We start from the raw sequence: 18,864 nt of genomic DNA, 5'->3' as shown, positions 1-18,864 counted from the left end.
TCACAGCGGTACGTAAAGGTCACAGCGCGCTGTAGCCGGGGCGGGGCGCGGGGACGGTCCGGTCCGGCCTCGACGGTGCGAAGGCCGTCGGGGCGGGCGCGGCGGCGCCGTCCTGGCGGTGGTGGCGGCCGCCGCCCCAGCCGCCGTGGCGGCCGGGACGGCCGTCGTCGTCACCGCCCTGGCCGTTGCCGTTGCCGCCCGCGCCCTTGTCCGGGCCGCCCTGCCCGTTGCCGTTGCCGCCGCCCTTGCCGTCACCCTTGCCGTCGCCCTTGTCCGCGCCGGAGGCGCCGTCGCGTCCGGTCGCGCCGGCGCCGAGGAGGACCTTGCAGAACCGGTGGACGCGGGCGGATCCGCCCGCCATCCCCTCCAGGGCCCGCCTGCGGTCCGCGCCCAGGGACTTGCCGTCCTGCACGTCACGGCAGAAGGCCAGGGCGCGGTTCCACCGGGTCCCGGAGGTGCTGTCCGACCCGGTGGCCCGCTCCCGCGTCCCGCCGGACGGGTCGGGCGAGGGCCGGACGGGGGCGTGCGGGGTGGCACCGGCGGTGGGCGCGCCGGACTCGCCGCCGAGCAGCGACTCGGTCGAGGGCGAGTCCTGCGGGCGCACGGGCGTGCCCGCGGCCGAGACGGAGGCTCCCGGCGCCGGGTGACCGCCGTCGAACGGCGACGGCAGCACCCCGGTGCCGGCGGCCACCGCGACGCCGCCGAGCATGCCGGCGGTCAGCACGGCGGCCAGCGCGAAGCGCGCGGGACGGGCCCAGGCGGGGACCCGGAGCGGGCGCGGACCGGCTCCGATGCGGATGAGGCCCGCGTCGGAGCCCCGCACCGGCCCGTCCGGCTGCCGCGCCACGGAGGTCCACTGGTCCCCGGCGGATTCGCGCGCTTTGCGGAAGGCAGCCAGCGCGGCTTCCTCGCCGGGGAGTTCGTCGGTGGCGGGGACGGCTCGCGCGGCCAGCGCCTCCAGCGTCCCGGCGAGGCGTTTTGCCTGGTCACGGGCGGATTCGTCGACGGCTTCCAGCGACTCACCGCGCAGCAGACGTTCCGCCGTCACCCGGTCCAGCCACGTGTCCTGCTCGTCGGCCATCACATGTCCTTCTGCGTCCGCGAACGCGTATGCGTCACAGTGGCGGACGTCACCGCACGATCCTTCGGTTCTCTCTGGGGCGGAAGGGCCTCCAGGACGACGCCGGCCTGCTCCGCGTCGCCGCCGAGCAGTTCGGCGAGTTTCTTCAGGCCGCGGTGGGCCGCCGTGCGGACGGCACCGGCGCGTTTGCCGAGGGTGTCGGCGGCGGTCTTGGCGTCCAGGCCCATGACGACCCTCAGGACGACGGCCTCGGCCTGGTCCTGGGGCAGCCGGGCGATGAGGGAGAGGGCGGAGTCGGTGGTCAGCGCCTCGATGGCCTCGCCCGCGGTGTCCGACTCCGCGGCGCGGCCGGTCAGTTCCGTCTCGTCGCCGCCGATCGCGGGGCGGCGGCCGCGCATCCGTATGTGGTCGAGGGCTCGGTTGCGGGCTATCCGGGCGGCCCAGCCGCGGAACCGGTCCGCGTCGCCCTCGAACCGGTCGAGGTCGCGGGCTATCTGCAGCCAGGCCTCGGAGGCGACGTCCTCCGCGTCCGGGTCGCCGACCAGTGTGCGCACGTACCCGAGCAGGCGGGGCTGTACCGCGCGATAGACGACGCGGAAGGCGGTTTCGTCCCCGTCCTGTGCCGCACGCACCGCGGCGGTCAACTCCGCGTCGTCCCCCAGCACCCGTCGTTCCCCAGTAAGTGGTCGGTCGCGGCTGTGACGCAGCCGCCGATCCTTGCAGTGATCATGCACTCGCGCTCGACGCGAAAGGCACGTTACGGCGTGAAACCGCTCGGCGTCCACGCCAGTACAAAGTGCAACTAACTCGTGACGCCCCGGGGTGTGACAGAAAACGCACTCATGGCGCTGAACGGAGTACGGGCCGCCGCGCGGTCCGTACCGCGCGACGGCCGGGGCCTCTCCTGTGGGGGGTGGCGGCCTCGGCCGTTGCCCCGGTGCCGGCACACCGGCGCCCCACGGCGGCCGGCCTCCCGGCCCCGGTTCCCGGACGCCCGCCGCGCCGCCCGGCGTGTGCCGCCCCGCCCGGACCGGTTGCGCACCGCCCGCGGATACCTGGGGTTTCATCGTGTCCGGACCAATCCGCCGCCCCGTGGGGACCGGATTACGTCCGGAGATGTCCCAACCGCGGAGGGCCTTGTGCGAGAAGCCGTGCATATCGGCAGAAATCCAGCGTCGGAGCCGGATCTGGAGGAGCTGGTGGGCCGGGTGGCCCTCGGCGACGAGGACGCCTTCGGCTCCGTCTACGACGCCGTGGCCGGTCCGGTCCTCGGTGTCGTGCGTGCCGTCCTGCGGGACCAGGCGCAGTCCGAGGAGGTCGCGCAGGAGGTGCTGGTCGAGGTGTGGCGGACGGCTCCGCGGTACCGGCCCGACCGTGGCACGGCCGTCAACTGGATCCTCACCCTCGCGCACCGCCGCGCGGTCGACCGGGTCCGCTCGGTGGAGGCCGCGGCGGCCCGGGACCACAAGGCCGCGCTGCTGGACCGGACTCCCGAGTTCGACGAGGTCACCGAGCAGGTCGAGGCCAGGCTGGAGCGGGAGCAGGTGCGGCGCTGCCTGCGCACGCTGACCGAGATCCAGCGGCAGGCGGTCACGCTCGCGTACTACCGGGGGCTGACCTACCGGCAGGTGGCGGAGGCCCTCGCGCTGCCGCTCGGCACGGTCAAGACCCGGCTGCGGGACGGACTCATCCGGATGCGCGACTGCCTGGGGGTGACGGCATGAGAGCCACGGCCGATCTGCACCGGATGACGGGCGCCTACGCCCTGCACGCCCTGTCCGACGACGAACTCCGCGCCTTCGAGAGCCATCTGACGGGCTGCGAACCGTGCGTCCAGGAGACCAAGGAGCTGTCCGCGACCGCGGCCCGGCTGGGGCTGGCCGCCACGGTGACGCCTCCGGCGGTCATGCGCGAGCAGGTGCTGCGCCGGGTCTCCTCGGTCCGGCAGGAGACGCCGGGCGGAGCGACGGCGACCCGTGCCGCGCGGGCCGCGGGCGTACGGGCCCGCCTGCTCTCCCGGTGGGCCCTGGCCGCGTGCGTGGCGGTGGCCGCCGCCCTCGGCGGTACGACGGTGTGGCAGCACCAGCGGGCCGAGGACGCCCTCGACCAGGCGCACCGGGCCCAGCAGGGCGCGGACGGGATCGCCGCCGTCCTCGCCGCGCCGGACGCCAGGACGCGGACCGCCGCGCTCGGCGACGGGGCCACCGGCACGGTCGTCGTCTCGCACGACCGGGACCGGGCGGTGTTCGTCGTCTCCGGGATGGCAAGGCCGGCCTCCGGCAAGGTCTACCAGCTGTGGTTCGACGACGCGGGCACCATGCGGTCGGCGGGCCTGATGGATCCCGGCCGCACCGACCAGAGCGTCCTGCTGGCGGGCGGGGTCGACGGCGCCTCCGGCATGGGAGTCACCGTGGAACCGGCGGGCGGCTCCACGAGCCCGACCTCCGCGCCGCTCGCGCTGCTGGGCTTCCCGGCCTGAGGACCGGGGTGGCGGACCCGGCCGGGCCGTTCAGACCTGGCCGGTGACCGTCACCGTCACCGTCGGCACCGGCCCGCCCGTGAGGGGCGGCGCCAGGTGTTCCTGCACGGCGGCGCGGACCGCGCGGGCCACGTCCAGCGCGCGGGCCCGGCGCACCGTGACCACCTGGATGTCGACGTGCCAGGCGTCGGTGCCGTCCGGTCCTGGTGCCATGCGCACCCCGGACGCGGGCGCCGTCCGGCCGGCACCGGGGCCGGGCGCGGACAGCGCGGAGCGCAGGCGGTCGGCCAGCCCCGGCCTCAGGAAGGCGACGCCCGGCACGTTCTCCACCACGCCGGCCACGTCCTCGACGAGTGCGGCGGGCGCCGTGCGCGCGGTCATGACGTACTCCCTTCCCGGCCGTCGGCCGGGGATGCGACGAGGTCCGTGATCCGGATGTCCACGGACGCTATGTCCATGCCCACCCGGTGTTCTGCTGCCTCCAGGACCCGCTGCCGCACCCGCTCCGCGAGCTCCGGCAGGGCGGTGCCGGCGGGGGCGTGGATGTCGAGCCGTACGGAGACGGCACCGCCGTCCGGGGCACCGGCGGCCGTGACGCGGCAGGAGCCCGCGCGTACCCCGTCGACCGTCTCGGCCGCCGCGCGCAGGGCGCGCGCCGCGACCGTCTCCATGATCCACAGGTCCTCGGCGGGCTCGCCGAGCGGCAGCGGGCGGCCGGGTCGCAGTTCGAGGCGGACGAGTTCCATGACCCGCCGGGTGAGCGGCTCGGGGTCGTACGCCGAGGCGTCCGGCGTCTCCTCGCGCAGGCCGCGCACGGCGCTCTCCAGCAGGTCGAGTTCCCCGGTGGCGCGCCCGCAGTGCGGGCAGGAGGCCAGGTGGGGGTCGTCCGCCTGCCGTTCCCAGTCGGCCCAGACCGCGGACAGCAGCCGTCCGCACGGCAGCCGTTCCTCGTCGTCGGCCCCGGCGCGGGGGTCCTCGGGCGGATCGGTGTGGGTGGTCATCGCCAGGCTCCCAGGGCTTGTGTCAGACAGCGGCGTGCGCGGAAGACGCGGGCGCGGACGGCCTCCTGGCTGATGCCGACCGCCTCCGCGATGAACTCGTAGGACCTGCCGTCCAGTTCCCGCAGCACCCAGCAGGCGCGCTGTTCGGCGGAGAGCAGGCCGAGGGCCTCCCGCAGTTCGCGGACCGCGTCGCGGCCCTCGGTGATCCGGGCGGGCGAGGTGGCGTGCTCGGCGGCGGCCACCTCGCCGGCCGCCTCCAGCGGTGCCACCGGTCTGCGGGCCCGCAGCACGTTGAGGCACCGGTTGGTGACGATCCGGTACATCCAGGTGCCGAAGGACGCCTGGCCGTGGAACTCGGGCAGCCGGCGCCAGGCGCTGAGGAAGGCGTCCTGCACCGCGTCCTCCGCCTCCGCGGGCGTGCCCAGCAGCCGGGTGGCCAGCCGGATCAGCACGGGTGCGTGCCGTTGCACGAGCGCCGCGAAGGCGTCCTCGTCGCCCTCGGCGGCCCGGACCGCGAGCAGCGTGTCGTCGGTGCCGGCCCCGGCGTCCGGCGGTGCGGTCGGTCTGCTGGCCCCCGCCACTGGGCTGCTCCTCTCGTCCGGTCTCTGCATGTTGGACACCCGCGCGCGGTGCCCGTTACGCACGACTTCGGCGGCGGGGCCCTGCCCGGACGCACGGCGCGCTCCGTGCGTCCGGGCACGGAATCCGGCCGTCCGGAAAAAGGTGCGTCACAGCGGCGGGCGGGGCGGGTCTGACCCTGCGAGAGGCACTTCGGGAACGAGCCGAACCGGAAGGACATGACCATGGCCACGCAGACCGTGAGCACCGCCAAGGACGCCCCCGCACCCCGCACGGGTGACAGGACGGCGGGCACCACGGACCTCCCGGGCGGCGTCCGCGGCGCCGACCAGCCTGCCGCCGACCGCGGCAGGACCTCGATCGCCGACCTGGTCGTCGTGAAGGTGGCGGGCATCGCCGCCCGCGAGATCCCCGGCGTGTACGACATGGGCGGCGGGCTCTCCCGCACCATCGGCGCCGTCCGCGACCGGGTGCCCGGCGGCCGGCCCAACGTCGGCCGCGGCGTGAAGGTCGAGGTGGGCGAACGGCAGACCGCCGTCGACCTCGACCTGGTCGTCGAGTACGGCGTGTCCATCACCGACGTGTCCCGTGACGTCCGCGAGAACGTGATCTCGGCCGTGGAGCGCGTCACCGGGCTGGAGGTCGTCGAGGTGAACATCACCGTCAACGACGTCCGGCTGCCCGACGACGAGGAGCCGTCCGCAGGTGCCGAGGCACGGGTGGCCTAGGCCCTGCAGCAGACGGCAGGAACGGCAGCGGATCCGGTGGGAGGTGGACGGGCGTGCGCGCACCGTTCGTGGGGATGATCGCGGGAATGGCCCTGGCGTTCGCCGGATACTTCGGCGGCTTCGGCGCGTTCCTGCTGGTGGCCGCGCTCGGCGGCCTTGGCTGGGCGGCGGGCCGCTGGGTCGAGGGCGGCGGCACGGTCCAGGACGTGCGGGACGCCTTCGAGCGGAGGAACCGATGACCGCCGCCGCGCAGCGGGGCACCACCACGGTCGCCGACCGGGTGGTGCGCAGGATCGCGGAGCGGGCGGCCGGCGAGGCGCTCGCGGACGGGCCCGCCGCACGGCCGGCGACGGGCGCGGCGTCCGTGCGCGGCGGCCGGGCCCGGGTGGCGCTCGCCGTGACGCTGCCCTACCCGGCCCCGCTGGGCGAGACGGTCCGCGAGGTGCAGCGGCACGTGGCCGGGCGGACCCGGGAGCTGACCGGGCTCGACCTGTCCGTGCCGCGGATCACGGTCACCGCGCTGGAGCCGGCCGCGGTCCGGGACAGGGCGCCGGCCGGGTCCGCGGCGCCGCCCGAGGGCCGTGCGCCGCGCCGCGTGTGGTCGACGCGCGGGGTGCCGGTCGCCCTGCAGGCCGCGGTGGCCACGGCGGCCTGCGCCGCCCTCGCCCTGGATCTGGTCCTGGTGCACGTCGGGCACCGTCCGGCCGCGGCCTGGCGGATCGCGGCGGTGCACTGGCTCGCGGGGCACCGGCCGGGCGACCCGTCGGTGGTCGCGCTGGGCGCCCTGGCGGCGCTGCTCGGCCTGTGGGCGGTCGTGCTCGCCGTCACCCCCGGGCTGCGCGGGCGGTCCACGGTGTGCGCGCCGGCGCCGCGGGTCGTCGCGTCCGTGGACCGTCCGGCCGTGGAGGCCCTGGTCCGGGACGCGGTGGGCGCGGTGCCCGGGGTCGGCGCGGTACGTGTCCGGGCGCGCCGCCGGGTCCGCGTGCGGGTCACGCTGTCGTACGGCGACCGGGCCAGGACCCGGGCCGACGTCGTGGCCGCGGCCGAGGAGGCCCTCGCGTCCTGCGCCCTGCGCCGGCACCGCGCGGTACGCGCCCGCGTCACCCCGGCCACCGCCTGGCGCCCCCCGGAGCCCTCGCCCGAGGCACCGGAACCGGTCCCGGCTCCCTCTCCTGACGCCGTCCTGGAAGGAGGCCTGTGATGTGGCGGGCCCGTGCCGTCGTCAACCGGTGTGTCCTCGCCGGGTCGGGTCTCGCGGTGCTGGCGGTGGGCGGGTGGCTCACGGTCACCGGGACCGGCGCCGGGCGGCGGCTGCCGTCGTGGTGGCCCGCGCCCGGGGCCGTCGACCGGGCTCTGCTCGCCGTGGCCCGGCAGCGCGGCGAGGGCTGGTGGACCCCCGTGACCGTGGGCGCGGCGGTCGTCCTCACCGTGCTCCTCGCCCATTGGTTCCGCACCCGGATCCGCGGCGGCCCGTCCCGCCCGCTGTCGCCGGCCGCCCCGGAGTGCACCGTGCGTCCCCAGGCGCTGGCCGAGGCCCTCGCCCTGCGCGCGGCCACGGTCCCCGGCGTCGCCCGCAGCCGGGCCCGCGTGCTGCCCGGCACCCGGCTCCGGCTGGAGGTACGGCTACGGGTCTGGCTCCGGCCGGGGGTCTCCCCGCAGGCCGTGCTGCCCGCCCTGTGCGCGGTGACCGCCGAGGCCGGCGAGTCGGCCGCCCCGTACACCGCGCACACCCGGCTCAGGCTCAGCGCCGTGTCGCACCGCGTGCCCCGGGTCCGCTGACCGGGGGCCGCGGCGGGCGGGGGAAGAAGCCGCTGGTGCGGGCGCGGTACTCGGCGAAGCCCGGCCGGTCGGCCATGTGGCGCTCCAGGAGCCGTTTCCCGCTGCCCCCGATCAGCAGGAAGCTCATCACGAGCGGCGAGAGCGCGGAGACGGCGGCGGCCTGCGGCGCGTCGCAGGCGAGCAGGAACAGGCCCCACCAGACGCAGAAGTCCCCGAAGTAGTTGGGGTGCCGGGTCCAGGACCACAGGCCCCGGTCCATGATCCGTCCGCGGTTGGCGGGGTCCGCCTTGAAGCGGGCGAGCTGGGCGTCGCCGACCGCCTCGAAGCCGATCCCGAGGGCCCACAGCGCGACCCCGGCCCAGGCGAGCGGGGACGGCCCGCCGGGCACGTACTGCGCGGCCTGGACGGGCAGCGAGACCAGCCAGACGAGGGCGCCCTGGAGCAGGTAGACCATGCGGAAGGCGTAGGCGTTGCGGTTGCCGGGGGCCTTGGCGAGCATCGCCTCGTAGCGCGGGTCCTCGCCGTGACCGCGGCCGCGGCGGGCGATGTGGACGGCCAGCCGCAGCCCCCACACCACGGTCAGCGCCGTGACCAGGACCCGCCGCACGAGGTCGCCGTGCCCGGCGGAGGCCGCGAGGGTCGCGACGGCGACGGCGGCGAATCCGACGCCCCAGGCCACGTCCACGATCCGGTGCAGGCCCGCGCGGACCGCGACGGCGAAGGTGACGAGCATGACGGCGAGGGCCGCGGCGGCGCCCCAGGCCAGGTTGACGGCGAACGCGCTCCACGGGAATCCGGTCACGGCCGGTCCAGCCCCTCGTACCAGCGGTGCGGGGTGAGCGGCATGGCGCTGTCACCGCCGGGACCGGGCCGCACGCTCAGGATCTGGTCGACGCCCATGCGTCCCTCCTCGAAGGCGAGCGCCCCGCCGACCAGGTACAGCCGCCACACGCGTGCGGTCTCCTCGCCGGTGAGGCGGACGAACGACGCCCAGCGGTCCTCCAGGGTGCGGTGCCAGGCGCGGATCGTGCGGGCGTAGTGCTCGCGCAGCGACTCGGTGTGCCGGACCTCCAGGCGCGCCCTCTCCAGGAGGGCCACGGTCTCGCCGAGCGGCCGCATGTGCATGTCGGGCGCGATGTACGCCTCGATGAAGGGGCCGCCGCCGGGGTTGCCGGCGCCGCGTGACATCTGCTGCACGAGGACCCGTCCGCGCGGGCGGACGAGCCGGTGCAGGGCGGCGGCGAACGCCGGGTACTCGGCGTCGCCGACGTGCTCGCCCATCTCGACGGAGGAGACGGCGTCGTAGTCGCCGCCGTCGATGTCCCGGTAGTCCTGGCACACCACCGTCACCCGCTCGGCCAGGCCGCGCTCGGCGACCCGCTCGCGGACGTACGCGGCCTGTTCCGCGGCCAGCGTGACGGCGGTGACCACGGCCCCGTGGTGTTCGGCCGCGTGCAGGGTGAGCGAGCCCCAGCCGCAGCCGATGTCCAGCAGCCGGGAGCCGGGCCGCAGGTCGAGCTTGCGGCAGATCAGCTCCAGTTTGGCCCGCTGCGCGTCGGCGGGGCCGTGTCCGGGGTCCTCGCTCGTCCAGTAGCCGCAGGAGTAGGCCATGGTCTCGTCGAGGAGCAGGCCGTAGAAGTCGTTGGACAGGTCGTAGTGGTGGCTGATCGCGGCCCGGTCGCGGGAGCGGCTGTGCAGGCGGCCGCGGAGCCGGGCCTGCGCGGCGGGGGCGGCGGGGCGGGGGCCGAGCACGCCGAGGCGGGCGGCGGTGGCGAGGACGCGGGTCCGGTCGGCGGGGCCGAGCCGCGGCGGGCGCAGTCCCCGGTCGCGCTGGGCGGCCCACACGGTCCGCAGGCCCTGCGCGAGGTCGCCCTCGATGTCGAGTTCGCCGGTGACGTAGGCCTGCGCCAGGCCGAGTTCGCCGGGCTGCCACAGCAGGCGGCGCAGGGCGCGCCGGGACCGCAGGACCACCACGGGGGCGTCGGCCGGACCGCTCTCGCTGCCGTCCCAGGCGCGCAGCCGCACCGGCAGCGGGCCGCCCAGGAAGTCCTCGGCGAGAGCGGTGAGCCGGTGGGCGGCGCCCGGGGCCTCGACGGGTGCGGTGCTGGTCATGGGGCGGGGTTCTCCTTGGTGAAGAGGTACTGCTGCACGTCGAGGTAGCCGGCGCGGAACCCGGCCTCGGAGTAGGCGAGGTAGAAGGTCCACAGGCGGCGGAAGGTCTCGTCGAAGCCGAGTGCCGCGACGTCGTCCGCGCGTTCGGTGAAGCGCTCCCGCCACAGGCGCAGGGTCTCGGCGTAGTGGCCGCCGAACGCGTCGCGGCGGGTCAGGCGCAGCCCGGTGTGGTCGCGGACGCTCTCCTCGACGGCCCGCGTGGAGGGGATGAGGCCGCCGGGGAAGACGTACTTGTGGATCCAGGTGAAGGTGTCCAGGGAGGCGAGCATCCGCTCGTGCGGCATGGTGATGGCCTGGATCGCCGCCCGGCCGCCGGGGACCAGCCGTTCGTCCAGGGTGCGGAAGTACACCGGCCAGAACTCGGCGCCGACCGCCTCGATCATCTCCACGCTGACCACGGCGTCGTACGTGCCGCGCGCCTCGCGGTAGTCGCACAGCTCGACGGCGACCCGGTCGCCGAGGCCCGCCGCGCGCACCCGGTCCAGGGCCAGCGCGCGCTGCTCCCGGGAGAGGGTGAGCGAGGTGACCCGGGCGCCGCGGGCGGCGGCCCGCAGGGCCAGTTCGCCCCAACCGGTGCCGATCTCCAGCAGCCGGGTGCCCGCGCCGACACCGGCCAGGTCGAGCAGCCGGTCGATCTTGCGGTGCTGGGCGGCGGCGAGCCGGTCCCAGGCGGCCGGGAAGCCCCGGAAGACGGCCGACGAGTAGGTCAGCGTGTCGTCGAGGAAGAGGGCGAAGAGGTCGTTGGAGAGGTCGTAGTGGCGGCTGATGTTGGCGCGGGAGCCGTCGGGGGTGTTGCGCTCGTCGTGCGGGTGGCGCAGCGCCCACAGGCGGCGCAGCCGTTGCAGCGGGGCCGGGACGAGGTCGGCGGCGTGCGCGGCGAGCACCGTGAGGACGGCGACCGGGTCGGGGGCGTCCCACTCGCCGGCCATGTACGACTCGCCGAACCCGACCAGGCCGCCGGTGCCGATGCGGGCGTGGAAGGCGGCCGGGTCCCGCACCTCCAGCAGCGGCCCGCCGCGCCCGACGGGCTCGGCACCGGCGAACTCCGCCCGCAGCGGCAGCCCGTCCAGCGCCCGGCGGACCACGGCGCGGGCTATGGCGGTGCGGGCCCGGGAGGAGGCGGGCACCCGGGCGACGTCGGGCCAGCGGGCGGCGTCGGGGCGGGCGGGGCGGCCTTCGGGAGCGGGCGGGGCGGGTTCGCCGGGGGCCGGCCGGGCGGCGGGTACGCCGGTGGTGGTGGGGGCGGGGTCTGCTGCCCTCATGTGGTCTTCTCCGGGGTGCGGTGGTGGTCGGGCCGGGGCTGGACGGGCAGTCCGCGCAGGTAGAGGCGGATGCCGTGGAATCTGATGGCGGCCGAGACGGCGAGCGTGGACCAGGGGCGGCGCAGGGCCAGCCGCAGCAGGGCCGCCGGGGTCGCCGCCCGCCGGGTTCCCCGTACCGTCGCGGTGAAAGCACGGCCGCCCTCGCGGTCCAGGTGCACGGTCAGGTCGAGCCGCTGTCCCGGCGGCGGCAGCCGCATCCGGTAGCCGCCGTCGACCGGGAAGAACGGCGAGACGTAGAACCGCTTGTCGGCGCGGGCGGTGCCGGTCCCGTCCGGGCGCAGCAGGTAGCCGTGCCGTCCGCCGTAGGTGTTGTGCACCTCGGCGACCACGCAGCGCAGCTCGCCGCCGGGGCCGTGGCACCAGTACAGCGTGAGGGGGTTGAAGACGTGGCCGAAGACCCGGGCGTGGCCGAGCATGAGCACGTGTCCGCCGTCCAGGGACACCCCGTGCCCGGCGAGGAAGTCCTCCAGTGCGGCCCGGATGGTCGGCCGGTCGCCGGTGAAGTGGTCGCGGGGGTCGAACCGGGCGAGCGGCCGCAGCGGGCGCGGGAGGACGGGCGGCCGGTCCGGGTCGATCAGCCACAGGTAGGTGCGGTGCCGCAGCGCGTACCGCCGGGGTGCGGTGCGCACGTGGGCGACGGTGCACGGGTAGAGGGCGGGTACGGCGCTCACCAGCGCGCTCCCAGGGCGGCGGCGGCCTCGGCGCCGGAACGGCAGCCGTCCTCGTGGAATCCCCAGCCGTGGTAGGCGCCCGCGAACGCGCAGACGGAACTGTTCAGTTCGGGCAGCCGGCGCTGCGCGGCCAGCGACTCGGGCGTGTAGAGGGGGTGTTCGTAGACCATGCGGGCCAGGACCCGGCCGGGGTCGACACGGTCCTCGCCGCCCAGGGTGACCACGAACGTCTCGGTGGCGTCCAGGCGTTGCAGCCGGTTCATGTCGTAGCTGACCCGGACCCGGTCGGCGCCGGCCGCGCAGGACGGCATCAGGTAGTTCCAGGAGGCGCGGGCGCCCGCGGCCCTCGGCAGCAGCCGGGTGTCGGTGTGCAGGAGCGTCTCGTTGCGCGTGTAGGGCAGCGCGCCGAGCACCGCGCGTTCGGTGTCGGTGGGGTCGGCGAGCAGCCGCAGGGCCTGGTCCGGGTGGACGGCGATCACCACGGCGTCGTAGGACCGGCTCGTCCCGTCAGCGGTGGTCACCTCGGCGCCCCGGTCGTGGCGGCGTACGGCCCGTACGGGGGTGCCGGTGAGGACCTCGGGGAGCTGCTTCGCGATCCGGTCGACGTACTCGCGCGAGCCGCCGCGCACCGTGCGCCACACCGGCGATCCGCTCACCGAGAGCATCCCGTGGTGCTCCAGGAACCTGAACAGGTAGGCGGCCGGGTAGCGCTGGGCGGTCGCGGCGTCGCAGGACCACACGGCCGACACCACCGGGGTCACGAAGTGGGCGCGGAAGTAGCCGGAGAAGCCCTCCCGGTCCAGGAACGCGCCGAGCGTGAGCGTGTCCTCGCCGCCCGCCGCGAGCAGCCGCCGGGCCGCGCGGTGGAAGGCGGGCACCTCGGCCAGCAGCCGCAGGTACCGGCCGCGCAGCAGGTTGCGGGGCTGGGCGAACAGTCCGGCCGGGCCGCGGGCGCCCGCGTACTCCAGGCCGCACCCCTCGCACCGCACCGACATGCTCATCTCCGACTCCTGCGTGGGGACGCCGAGTTCGTCGAAGAGCCGCAGCAGATGCGGATAGGTGCGCCGGTTGTGCACGATGAACCCGGAGTCGACCCGGTGCACCCGCCCGTCGTGCGGCGAGGTCAGCTCGTGCGTGTGCGCGTGGCCGCCGAGCCGGTCGTCGGCCTCGTACAGCGTGACGTGGTGAGTACGGCCGAGGACGTGCGCGGCGGTCAGCCCCGCCACTCCGGATCCCACCACGGCCGTCCGCGGCGTCCGCTCCATCGTTGTGTCTCCCGCGCTCGACGATCAGCTTCCACGCGTAATCCGGAGCAGGTCGGACGATGGATTGGCCGCGGTCGCGGGCCGGTGTGCCCGCGACCGCGGGCAGCGGCGGCACGCACCCTCCGCCGCGCCCCGCGCGGGCGGTGGAACAGCTGGTCGGAGGCGGTTCGGTCGGTGCGCGGACGGCACCGGCGGCGGCGGTCGGCGCCGCCGGTCGGTGCCGGTGGCCCGCTATCTCGTCGCGTCCCGGCACAGCAGCCGCAGCGAGCCGTGGCCGCCGTAGCACCGCCGGGCCTCCTCCGCGGGGTCCCAGAGCCGGCCGTCGGGGGTGCGGACCCAGTGGTCGCCGCCGGACGACCACCACTCGGCGCCGGTGTGACGGACGATCACCTCACCGGCGTAGCACCCGAGGCCGCGCAGCATCTCCCGTACCGCCTCGTACGGCGCGCCCTCGCGGCGTATCTCCTCGATCACCCGGTCGACCCGCCACAGGCTCTGCGCGGAGTAGTCGAGCCGGACCCGTGCGCCCTCGCGCATCATGGCCACCGCGTCCGCCGCCCGGCGGGCCGGTTTCGTGGCGGCGTGCGGCCTGGTCTGCTGCTGTGCTGTCACGTAGTGAACTGTCACACAGGGAAAAGCGAGGTCAGCAAGGGTTTCGTCACTCTGTTCCGGGGTGTTCCGACAACCGGCGCAGGACCCCCGCAAGTCCGCCGCAGCACCCTCGCAGAGTGCTCACAGGAACCCGGTCCGTCGCCCCGGTTCAGCCGGTCTGGCGGGCCCGGCGGGACACCACCGCGCGCAGCACGCGGCGGCCCTCGGTCGAGACGTCCAGGGCGTGGCGCAGCCCGGCCGCGCCGTGACCGGCGACCAGTTCGAGGACGGTGACCTGGCGGCGCAGTTCGGCGGCCACCAGCGGGGACATGTCCTCGCTGCCGCCCTCGCGGCGGCTGTCGACGGAGGCGGCCGGTGCCGGGGCCTCGGCGGGGTCCAGGAGCCGGTGGATGTGCAGCGAGGCGACGGAACAGGCGTCGGCCCACCGCCGCATCTCGTCGGGGGCACGGTCCGCGGGCGCGCCGTCGAGCATCCGGCGGGCGAGCAGTTCGGCCTCGGCCTCGCCGGTGTCGAGGGCGTCCCGGGCCTGCGCCAGGCCCGCGCTCCATCCGGAGCCGTCGGCCAGGCTCGTCCACAGCGGCCGCAGCACCAGGTCGTCGCCGCCGAGCAGCGGCACGCACCGATCCAAACAAGCCAGTCCGCTGGCGGCCAGTCCGCGCTCATCGGCCTGAGCGATCAGCTCAACCAGGCTCATCCCACGCCTCCCACAACGGTATGTACCAAGGCGCCGACCTGTACGGAGCCCGCACTTCCCCTTACAGCGTGCGAGCGCCCGGGAGTGTCACAGCGACGTCGGACCCGGCGGACCGGGCGGGCGGGAGAAAGGGTTTTCGGCCAACTGCGGCGGCCTAGGGCACCGGTCAGCGCGCGGCCGGGACGGCTGCCGCACGGGTCCTCTCGTGCTGCATCCGGGTCAGCCGCACCACGACGAGGATCGCGAGGACGGCGGCGACGATGTCGACGGCGTCCCGGACCATCATCTCGCCGGTGGCGGCGTGCACCAGGGCCGCGTCCTCGGCGTCGTCGTAGGCGGCCTCCGCCAGGCGGCCGACGAGGAGCGTGAGCAGCCACGCCGTCCACCATGCGTTGACCAGGAGGTGCGTACGGGGGGTCCCCCGCGGGGCGCCGGCGTGCCAGATGTCGAGGGTGATCCGGCGCGGGAACCAGAGGCTCACCACCGGCACGAACCATCCGGCGACCGCCCAGCCCCGCGCCATGCTCTGCGCGGCCGGGTCGAAGACCTCGGCGTTGGCGCGCACCCGGTGGAACCAGCACAGGTACACGACCACGCAGGCGACCATCGTGACGGAGCGGCCCTCGGCGGCGAGAGAGACCAGCCGGCCGGCGAGATCGGCGCGCCGGAACGCCTCGGCGCCGGCCCCGTCGTCCATCAGGTCGCCGACGGCGTCGTACTGCAGGAGGTCCGCCGCGAGGGCGAACAGGTCGGCGGCGACGACCGCGCCGAGCAGCACGGCGGCGGCCCAGCCGAGGCCCACGGGCGAGCGCGGCCGGGGCCCCGGCACGCCGACGGGTGCGGGCGGGGCGGCCCGGCACCGGTCGCACAGCGTGGTGCCGGGCGCGGCGGCGAAGTGGCGGCAGCGGGCGCAGATCACGGCGGTCCCCCCGGGGCAGGGCACGCGGCCCTCCCCTGGTCCGCGCGCGGAAGCGGAACATACGGCCCGGCACCGCCGCACGTCCACCTCCCGGGCGCCTTCCGGAGGGTGTCAGCCCAGCCGGCCGGCCAGGGCCGTGAAGTCCGTCCAGGACAGGGCCGGGGTGCCGGGGTCCCAGAGTTTCTGGATCACGGCCCGCAGCGGCATCCGGATGCCGGCGGCGACCTGGTCCTGGGTCTGGGAGCCGGCGAGGTCGCACCAGACGGCGAAGGAGCCGCCGAGGATCTGCGGGTCGTAGCGCGCGGCCACGGCGGTGGTGCCGCGCAGCACGCGCGGGGTCCACTGCTGGTAGATCCGCTGCCCGGTCGGATAGACGAAGGTGTTGGGCTCTCCGAGGACGTAGTAGAGGTACTCGTCGTTGTAGTTGATGACGTCCCGTCCCGCGCTCAGGTACTCGGACGGCGGCCGGGCGCCGATCTCCTTGCCGGTCCAGTAGGCGACCTGGAGGTCCTTGGCGGGCTGCACGGAGGTGTCCCGGAAGAAGCCGTCGTTCCAGGCCCGCAGGGTGCGGTCGTGGGCGCGGACGGTGTCGGCGCGGTCGTTCAGCCAGTTGGCGGTCAGGTCGGCGACGGTGCCCGAGGCGCCGTAGGCCTCCCGGGCGGCGTCCGCCAGCTGCGGGTAGGAGGCCTGCGGGTCGGCGGCGGTGAGCGCCTGGTACTCGTCGCCGCCGAGGTTCCAGGAGGGGCCGGGGAACAGGTCGGCGTACTCGTCGAGGAGGTCGTCGACGATCTTCGCCGAGGCGTCCTGGGAGATGTCGACGGCGCCCCTGGTGGCCACGCCCCGGGCGTTACGCAGCTGGAGGTCCGGGTGGGCGGCGAGGACGGCGCCGAGGTGGCCGGGCGAGTCGATCTCGGGCACCACCTGGATGTGCCGGCCGGCGGCGAGGTCGACGATCTGCTTGACCTGGGCCTTGGTCAGATGGTCGCGGGAGACGATCTCGGGGTGGGTGGTGGACTCGATCCGGAACCCCTGGTCGTCGGAGAAGTGCAGCCCGAGCTGGTTGAACTTCAGGTCGCCCAGTTCCTTTATCCGGCTCTCGATCCAGTCGGCCGTGAAGGGCTTGCGGGCGATGTCCAGCATGAAGCCGCGCACCGGCTTGGCCGGCTGGTCCTTCACGACGCCCTCCGGCGCGCCGCCGGCGCCCCGCACCTCCTGCTTGAGCGTCCGGGTGCCGTAGAAGACCCCCGCGTCACCGGGCCCGGTGATCCGCACCGCGCCGCCGCGCACGGTCATCGTGTACGACTCCGGGTCGCCCGAACCGCCGAGGTCGAGCCGCAGGTCACCGGGTCTGACGTCCTCGTTCGCCGCCTTCTGGCCCGCGTACGTCAGTCCCAGCTCGCCCGCGGTCAGCCGTCCCTCGTCCGCGAGCGCCGCGTCGCTCACCACGACCCGCTCGCCGCGTACCGGCCGCCAGCCGGGGCCGCGGGCGGCGGTGTGGGAGCGCACGGCGGGGATGGTGCGCGGGGCCTGGGACAGGGGGTAGCTGCGGGTCGGCGTCGGGGTCGCCGGCGAGGAGTCCGCCGCGCCGGCCGAGGAGCTCCGGGCGCCCCGCCCGGCCGTGGCGCCGCCGTCGCCGCCCGAGGTGGCGGCCCACACGCCGATGCCGGTGCCGAGAGCGACCGTCACCACGAAGGCCGTGGCGATCAACGCCCGCTTCCGTGCCGCCTGGCGCGCCGAGGGCCTGCGCTTGTGCTGGCTCACCGCTCCAACCTATGGCCCTTCCACCCCTCAGGCGTCATCCAACCGCTCGGAAACTCTCTCGTTCGGGTGAAATTGAGGCAACCAACCGACACATCGTGAACGTCCTCGATAACGTCTACGACACATCTCTCACAGCATCCCCTGCCACACCACATGTGACGCGAGGACCCACGCTGGCCGCCCACCGTCTGCCCCACCTCCCCACTCCGCTGGACGCGTTCAACGCCGCCCCGGACGCGGAGGTCGGCGCCCTGCTCCTGCACTGCCTGCGCAGCCCGCGCTGGTCCCGGCGGCTCGCCGACCACCGCCCCTACCCGGACGTGGAGTCCCTGCTGGCGGCGGCCGACGAGGCGGCCTACGACCTGTCCAGGTCGGACCTCACCGACGCGCTGGCCGGCGAGTCGCTCCCCGAGCTGCCCGAGGACACCTACTCGGCGGCGCACACGGCCCTGACCGCGGCCCACGCCGCCTACGAGGCCAAGTTCGGACACGTGTTCGTCATCCACCTGGGCGGCACCCCGCCCGAGGAGCGCCTGGACCGCGTGCTGGAAGGCATCTACTCACGCCTGAAGAACGATCCGGAGGACGAGCGGGTGACGTCCGCCGAGCAACTGAGGCGTCTGGCGCAGGGCCGTCTGGCGGACCTGCTCAGGGGCACCGGGCCGCACCCGGCGGCGTGCCCGCCGCGCGGAGCGGCCAGCCCGAACGCACCCGCATCCGGGAAATAACCGAACAAGCCGCCCCGGACGCCGCCCGGCTAACCCATAAGCGTGCCACTTTGATCACACCGGTAGGCCCGGCGTAAGCCCGGCGGCGGCGCATCGCTACGATGCTGGGGGCCGGTGGACCGTACCCGGCCGGGCCCGACCGACACCAAGCCGGCGCGGCCCCAATCCCCGCTCCCGGAGGGACTTCCGTGCCGGCTGGAACGCTGTACCGCGGCCGGGAAGGAATGTGGTCCTGGGTGGCTCACCGAGTCACCGGCGTCCTCATTTTCTTCTTCCTGTTCGTTCACGTGCTGGACACCGCTCTCGTCCGTGTCTCGCCCGAGGACTACGACAAGGTCGTAGCCACGTACAAGACGCCGATCGTCGCGCTGCTGGAGTACGGCCTCGTCGCCGCCATCCTCTTCCACGCGCTCAACGGCCTGCGCGTCATCGCCGTCGACTTCTGGTCGAAGGGCCCGCGCTACCAGAAGCAGATGCTCTGGACGGTCGTCGGTGTCTGGGTCGTCCTGATGGCCGGGGCCATTTACCCCGTTCTCGGCCACGCCGCTCGTGTCCTGTTCGGGAGCTGACGCAGATGTCGACCACTGAATCCACCGCAGCCGGCGTCGGCCCCGTCGAGGGCGCCCCCCTCTTCAACGTCGACAACCCGGCCCCCCTCATCGAGGCCCCGCGCCGGCGCACCGCGAAGACCCCGCGTTCCACCCGGGGCAACTTCGAGATGGCCGCGTGGCTGTTCATGCGGCTGTCCGGCGTCGTGCTGGTCGTCCTGGTCCTCGGCCACCTGCTGATCCAGCTCGTGCTCGACGGCGGCGTGTCGAAGATCGGCTTCGCCTTCGTGGCCGGCCGCTGGGCGAGCCCCTTCTGGCAGGTCTGGGACCTGCTGATGCTCTGGCTCGCGATGCTGCACGGCGCCAACGGTCTGCGCACGGTCATCAACGACTACGCGGAGCGCGCGAACACCCGGCTGTGGCTGAAGGGCCTGCTCTACACCGCCACGGTGTTCACCATCCTGCTGGGCACGCTGGTGATCTTCACCTTCGACCCGAACATCCGCTAGGCACGGGGCTGCGAGA

Annotated in this window: 23 protein-coding genes; 9 read left to right on the top strand and 14 right to left on the bottom strand. The window is 75.1% G+C overall.

Translation table 11 applies throughout. From position 1 onward, the window contains the following. Positions 1–19: 19 nt before the first annotated feature. Both ACIQOE_RS15970 and ACIQOE_RS15965 read right to left on the bottom strand, forming a co-directional pair. Positions 20–1,081 (bottom strand): hypothetical protein, encoded by a 1,062-nt coding sequence (locus tag ACIQOE_RS15970; protein WP_401411978.1) that lies wholly within the window; start codon positions 1,079–1,081, stop codon positions 20–22. Then, positions 1,081–1,746, bottom strand: coding sequence for an RNA polymerase sigma factor (locus tag ACIQOE_RS15965; RefSeq protein WP_351318486.1), 666 nt, complete (start codon positions 1,744–1,746; stop codon positions 1,081–1,083). Before ACIQOE_RS15965 ends, ACIQOE_RS15970 begins: the two co-directional genes overlap by 1 nt. Before the next feature lie 474 nt (positions 1,747–2,220). On the opposite strand from ACIQOE_RS15965, the gene ACIQOE_RS15960 reads away from it, so the two are divergent. Together ACIQOE_RS15960 and ACIQOE_RS15955 are read left to right on the top strand one after the other, a co-directional pair. Next, positions 2,221–2,805: a sigma-70 family RNA polymerase sigma factor gene (locus tag ACIQOE_RS15960; protein WP_351318484.1), complete on the top strand. Its 585-nt coding sequence runs from the start codon at positions 2,221–2,223 to the stop codon at positions 2,803–2,805. Beyond that, positions 2,802–3,560 carry an anti-sigma factor domain-containing protein gene (locus ACIQOE_RS15955; protein ID WP_401411975.1) on the top strand — a complete coding sequence of 253 codons (759 nt, stop codon included), beginning with the start codon at positions 2,802–2,804 and terminating at the stop codon, positions 3,558–3,560. Before ACIQOE_RS15960 ends, ACIQOE_RS15955 begins: the two co-directional genes overlap by 4 nt. Positions 3,561–3,590: 30 nt before the next feature. On the opposite strand, the gene ACIQOE_RS15950 is transcribed toward ACIQOE_RS15955, so the two are convergent. Genes ACIQOE_RS15950 through ACIQOE_RS15940 form a run of 3 tightly spaced genes read right to left on the bottom strand, consistent with a single transcriptional unit; the run spans position 3,591 to position 5,142 of the window. After that, positions 3,591–3,941, bottom strand: a complete 351-nt coding sequence (locus tag ACIQOE_RS15950) for a hypothetical protein (RefSeq protein ID WP_362640282.1) — start codon at positions 3,939–3,941, stop codon at positions 3,591–3,593. Further along, entirely contained in the window at positions 3,938–4,561 is a 624-nt protein-coding gene (locus tag ACIQOE_RS15945) for an Asp23/Gls24 family envelope stress response protein (RefSeq protein ID WP_401411973.1), read from the bottom strand. The genes ACIQOE_RS15950 and ACIQOE_RS15945 overlap by 4 nt, the downstream gene beginning before the upstream one ends. Beyond that, complete coding sequence (locus tag ACIQOE_RS15940) at positions 4,558–5,142, bottom strand: sigma-70 family RNA polymerase sigma factor (protein ID WP_351318476.1); 585 nt, start codon at positions 5,140–5,142, stop codon at positions 4,558–4,560. Before ACIQOE_RS15940 ends, ACIQOE_RS15945 begins: the two co-directional genes overlap by 4 nt. Positions 5,143–5,364: 222 nt before the next feature. Here ACIQOE_RS15940 and ACIQOE_RS15935 point away from each other — a divergent pair, with 222 nt between their 5' ends. The 4 genes from ACIQOE_RS15935 to ACIQOE_RS15920 are packed head-to-tail and all read left to right on the top strand — an operon-like array spanning position 5,365 to position 7,647. Next, the gene (locus ACIQOE_RS15935) at positions 5,365–5,868 is read left to right on the top strand and encodes an Asp23/Gls24 family envelope stress response protein (RefSeq protein WP_351318474.1); all 504 of its coding nucleotides are present in this window, start codon (positions 5,365–5,367) and stop codon (positions 5,866–5,868) included. A gap of 53 nt (positions 5,869–5,921) precedes the next feature. Further along, entirely contained in the window at positions 5,922–6,107 is a 186-nt protein-coding gene (locus tag ACIQOE_RS15930) for a hypothetical protein (protein WP_351319030.1), read from the top strand. After that, the gene (locus tag ACIQOE_RS15925) at positions 6,104–7,069 is read left to right on the top strand and encodes a DUF6286 domain-containing protein (protein WP_401411971.1); all 966 of its coding nucleotides are present in this window, start codon (positions 6,104–6,106) and stop codon (positions 7,067–7,069) included. Before ACIQOE_RS15930 ends, ACIQOE_RS15925 begins: the two co-directional genes overlap by 4 nt. Beyond that, positions 7,069–7,647, top strand: a complete 579-nt coding sequence (locus ACIQOE_RS15920) for a hypothetical protein (protein ID WP_401411969.1) — start codon at positions 7,069–7,071, stop codon at positions 7,645–7,647. Before ACIQOE_RS15925 ends, ACIQOE_RS15920 begins: the two co-directional genes overlap by 1 nt. Here ACIQOE_RS15920 and ACIQOE_RS15915 read toward each other — a convergent pair. From ACIQOE_RS15915 to ACIQOE_RS15875, 9 genes are all read right to left on the bottom strand, one after another. Then, positions 7,610–8,449, bottom strand: a complete 840-nt coding sequence (locus ACIQOE_RS15915) for a DUF1295 domain-containing protein (RefSeq protein ID WP_401411967.1) — start codon at positions 8,447–8,449, stop codon at positions 7,610–7,612. The genes ACIQOE_RS15920 and ACIQOE_RS15915 overlap by 38 nt on opposite strands. Continuing rightward, positions 8,446–9,759 (bottom strand): class I SAM-dependent methyltransferase, encoded by a 1,314-nt coding sequence (locus ACIQOE_RS15910; protein WP_401411965.1) that lies wholly within the window; start codon positions 9,757–9,759, stop codon positions 8,446–8,448. The genes ACIQOE_RS15915 and ACIQOE_RS15910 overlap by 4 nt, the downstream gene beginning before the upstream one ends. After that, positions 9,756–11,081, bottom strand: a complete 1,326-nt coding sequence (locus ACIQOE_RS15905) for a class I SAM-dependent methyltransferase (RefSeq protein ID WP_401411963.1) — start codon at positions 11,079–11,081, stop codon at positions 9,756–9,758. Before ACIQOE_RS15905 ends, ACIQOE_RS15910 begins: the two co-directional genes overlap by 4 nt. Continuing rightward, on the bottom strand, positions 11,078–11,812 hold the full coding sequence (locus ACIQOE_RS15900) for a DUF1365 domain-containing protein (RefSeq protein WP_401411961.1): 735 nt from the start codon (positions 11,810–11,812) through the stop codon (positions 11,078–11,080). Before ACIQOE_RS15900 ends, ACIQOE_RS15905 begins: the two co-directional genes overlap by 4 nt. Continuing rightward, positions 11,809–13,077, bottom strand: coding sequence for an NAD(P)/FAD-dependent oxidoreductase (locus ACIQOE_RS15895; protein WP_401411959.1), 1,269 nt, complete (start codon positions 13,075–13,077; stop codon positions 11,809–11,811). Before ACIQOE_RS15895 ends, ACIQOE_RS15900 begins: the two co-directional genes overlap by 4 nt. A gap of 231 nt (positions 13,078–13,308) precedes the next feature. Further along, on the bottom strand, positions 13,309–13,689 hold the full coding sequence (locus tag ACIQOE_RS15890; protein WP_362640294.1) for a hypothetical protein: 381 nt from the start codon (positions 13,687–13,689) through the stop codon (positions 13,309–13,311). Between the two features lie 148 nt (positions 13,690–13,837). Next, positions 13,838–14,383 (bottom strand): hypothetical protein, encoded by a 546-nt coding sequence (locus ACIQOE_RS15885; protein ID WP_362640296.1) that lies wholly within the window; start codon positions 14,381–14,383, stop codon positions 13,838–13,840. A 166-nt stretch (positions 14,384–14,549) separates the two neighbouring features. Next, entirely contained in the window at positions 14,550–15,326 is a 777-nt protein-coding gene (locus ACIQOE_RS15880; RefSeq protein WP_401411957.1) for a DUF4328 domain-containing protein, read from the bottom strand. Between the two features lie 87 nt (positions 15,327–15,413). Next, positions 15,414–17,063, bottom strand: a complete 1,650-nt coding sequence (locus tag ACIQOE_RS15875; protein ID WP_401411955.1) for a glycoside hydrolase family 20 protein — start codon at positions 17,061–17,063, stop codon at positions 15,414–15,416. Positions 17,064–17,218: 155 nt separating this feature from the next. Between ACIQOE_RS15875 and ACIQOE_RS15870 the strand changes: the two genes are divergently transcribed. The 3 genes from ACIQOE_RS15870 (at position 17,219) to ACIQOE_RS15860 (ending at position 18,848) form a co-directional block, all read left to right on the top strand. Further along, complete coding sequence (locus tag ACIQOE_RS15870; protein WP_401411953.1) at positions 17,219–17,791, top strand: 2-oxo-4-hydroxy-4-carboxy-5-ureidoimidazoline decarboxylase; 573 nt, start codon at positions 17,219–17,221, stop codon at positions 17,789–17,791. Positions 17,792–17,979: 188 nt separating this feature from the next. Then, a complete protein-coding gene (sdhC, locus tag ACIQOE_RS15865; protein WP_043406142.1) occupies positions 17,980–18,360 on the top strand; it encodes a succinate dehydrogenase, cytochrome b556 subunit in 381 nt (126 codons plus the stop codon). A gap of 5 nt (positions 18,361–18,365) precedes the next feature. Continuing rightward, positions 18,366–18,848: a succinate dehydrogenase hydrophobic membrane anchor subunit gene (locus ACIQOE_RS15860; protein ID WP_351318448.1), complete on the top strand. Its 483-nt coding sequence runs from the start codon at positions 18,366–18,368 to the stop codon at positions 18,846–18,848. Positions 18,849–18,864 lie beyond the last annotated feature (16 nt).

Origin of the sequence: Streptomyces sp. NPDC091282 (assembly GCF_044757385.1) — a bacterium.
In the GTDB taxonomy this organism is placed as follows: Bacteria; Actinomycetota; Actinomycetes; order Streptomycetales; family Streptomycetaceae; genus Streptomyces; species Streptomyces gramineus.
Note: the sequence above shows the minus strand (reverse complement) of the source record. Positions and strands in the feature narration are given on the sequence as shown.

What these genes read in the sequence shown, in the direction of transcription:
- ACIQOE_RS15895 (WP_401411959.1), bottom strand. Translation starts at nt 13,077, where the DNA reads ATGGAGCGGACGCCGCGGACGGCCGTGGTGGGATCCGGAGTGGCGGGG.
- ACIQOE_RS15885 (WP_362640296.1), bottom strand. Translation starts at nt 14,383, where the DNA reads ATGAGCCTGGTTGAGCTGATCGCTCAGGCCGATGAGCGCGGACTGGCC.
- ACIQOE_RS15920 (WP_401411969.1), top strand. Translation starts at nt 7,069, where the DNA reads ATGTGGCGGGCCCGTGCCGTCGTCAACCGGTGTGTCCTCGCCGGGTCG.
- ACIQOE_RS15955 (WP_401411975.1), top strand. Translation starts at nt 2,802, where the DNA reads ATGAGAGCCACGGCCGATCTGCACCGGATGACGGGCGCCTACGCCCTG.
- ACIQOE_RS15945 (WP_401411973.1), bottom strand. Translation starts at nt 4,561, where the DNA reads ATGACCACCCACACCGATCCGCCCGAGGACCCCCGCGCCGGGGCCGAC.
- ACIQOE_RS15860 (WP_351318448.1), top strand. Translation starts at nt 18,366, where the DNA reads ATGTCGACCACTGAATCCACCGCAGCCGGCGTCGGCCCCGTCGAGGGC.
- ACIQOE_RS15905 (WP_401411963.1), bottom strand. Translation starts at nt 11,081, where the DNA reads ATGAGGGCAGCAGACCCCGCCCCCACCACCACCGGCGTACCCGCCGCC.
- ACIQOE_RS15935 (WP_351318474.1), top strand. Translation starts at nt 5,365, where the DNA reads ATGGCCACGCAGACCGTGAGCACCGCCAAGGACGCCCCCGCACCCCGC.
- ACIQOE_RS15970 (WP_401411978.1), bottom strand. Translation starts at nt 1,081, where the DNA reads ATGGCCGACGAGCAGGACACGTGGCTGGACCGGGTGACGGCGGAACGT.
- ACIQOE_RS15950 (WP_362640282.1), bottom strand. Translation starts at nt 3,941, where the DNA reads ATGACCGCGCGCACGGCGCCCGCCGCACTCGTCGAGGACGTGGCCGGC.
- ACIQOE_RS15925 (WP_401411971.1), top strand. Translation starts at nt 6,104, where the DNA reads ATGACCGCCGCCGCGCAGCGGGGCACCACCACGGTCGCCGACCGGGTG.
- ACIQOE_RS15910 (WP_401411965.1), bottom strand. Translation starts at nt 9,759, where the DNA reads ATGACCAGCACCGCACCCGTCGAGGCCCCGGGCGCCGCCCACCGGCTC.